Source organism: Paenibacillus sp. 01T422 (assembly GCF_056398785.1).
Genome location: NZ_JBFTQB010001100.1, coordinates 1 through 1,810, shown reverse-complemented (window position 1 = coordinate 1,810; position 1,810 = coordinate 1). Strand labels below are relative to the sequence as shown.

The 1,810-nt window shown below is 49.1% G+C and carries 3 protein-coding genes; all 3 read left to right on the top strand.

The features are described from left to right. Nucleotides 1-94 (top strand): M23 family metallopeptidase (locus AC1DUA_RS36015; protein WP_477504300.1); only part of this gene is annotated, 94 nt, incomplete at its 5' end. A 135-nt stretch (nucleotides 95-229) separates the two neighbouring features. Next, on the top strand, nucleotides 230-949 hold the full coding sequence (gene yycF, locus AC1DUA_RS36010; protein WP_477504299.1) for a response regulator YycF: 720 nt from the start codon (nucleotides 230-232) through the stop codon (nucleotides 947-949). Nucleotides 950-951: 2 nt separating this feature from the next. Further along, the coding region (locus AC1DUA_RS36005; protein WP_477504298.1) for a HAMP domain-containing protein at nucleotides 952-1,810 on the top strand (859 nt) is incomplete at its 3' end.

Sequence of the window (1,810 nt, the reverse complement as noted above, 5' to 3'; positions counted from 1 at the left end):
GGGAAGTACAGGCGATTCCACAGGCGTTCACTTGCATTTTGAAGTGCACAAAAGCGGCAGTTTGGAAAATCCATTGAAGTATTTGAATCGTTAACTTACATAGGGGCAAGGTCAAACCGGACAACTCGGGGGCCTTGTCTCTTTTTAGTTGAATATATGATAAAATAGAGGGTAGTATGCAAGGAATAGGACGACTTCGCAGTTTATCCTGGAGTAGGCGGTGGTAGGTTTGTTTGGAAAAATTCTCGTGGTGGATGACGAACAACCGATTGCAGATATTTTGAAATTTAATTTGGAAAAAGAGGGCTATCAGGTGATCTGTGCCTATGATGGCGGAAGCGCTGTAGAGCTGGCGTTCTCTGAGCAGCCCGATCTTATATTGCTGGATCTCATGCTTCCCGTGAAGGATGGGATGGATGTCTGCCGAGAGGTGCGTTCGAAGCTGAACACACCCATTATTATGTTAACAGCCAAAGATACGGAGCTGGACAAAGTACTTGGCCTAGAGATGGGCGCGGACGATTACGTAACCAAGCCATTCGGCACAAGAGAGCTGCTGGCCCGAGTCAAGGCGCATTTACGCCGCCAGACGAAGGTGCAGTCAGCTCCGAGTGAGTCGGATACGCAGCGCAATGGGATGCGGATTCACGCTTTATTCATCGATAACGACATGTATATGGTGTATAAAGATGAGGTTCCACTTGATCTGACGCATCGCGAGTTCGAGCTGATTCAATATTTGGCCAAAAACTCCGGCAAAGTAATGACACGCGAGCACCTGCTGCAAGCGGTCTGGGGCTTTGAGTATTTCGGCGACGTGCGCACCGTCGATGTGACGATACGCCGGCTGCGCGAGAAGCTGGAGACGGACCCAAGCCGTCCTGAATACATCATGACGCGCAGGGGGCTTGGCTATTTAATGCGCAGCCCGAAAGCCGGAGGCTTCTAAGCATGAAGGGCATCCGCTTCTTCCAATCGATCCAAGCGAAGCTGATTATTGTGTATGTCCTGCTCATTTTGATTGCGATGCAGCTTATCGGGGTGTATTTCTACAAAACAGTGGAGACGTATTTCAAGAACGACTTCTTGGCTTCGCGCAACAGCCAGGTTACGCTGCTGGCTGGATTCGTGGGGTCCTATCTCACAGGAGATCAGGATAGCAAGAATGCTGCCGAAGGCAAGAAGACGTACGCGGATTTGAACGAGTTCGTGAGCAATTTATTTTCCATTAATAATGCTGAAATACAAATTATAGATGCCAACGGGAACGTCATTAGCACGTCGGTTCCCAATCATTTAAAGCAAAAAAATACGCAGCCGGAAGTCATTCGAGCGCTGCAAGGGATCAAGGACAACCAGCGGATCTTCACTGATGAGGATGGTTATCGAAAGGTCATTATCGCTAAGCCTGTGGGTAGCGGTGCGCGAGTTCTGGGCGCTGTCTACCTAATCGCATCCATGGAGGATGTCTATAAGACGATCCGGTCAATTAACCGAATCCTGATTTCGGGTACATTGATTGCGCTAGGGTTGACCGCCATTCTTGGTGTCATTCTCACAAGTACAATTACGAATCCGATCAAAGAGATCACGAAACAGGCGACAGCGGTTGCGGAGGGGAACTTTGATCAACAGGTCAATATTCGAGGTACCGATGAGATTGGTCAGCTCGGGCACACGTTCAATTTCATGATGAATCGGCTCAGGGAAGCCCTCTCTCTCAATGAAGAGGAGAAGGAGAAGCTCGCATCCATCTTGACGAATATGAATGACGGAGTCATCGCGACGGATGATAAGGGGCATGTCATCG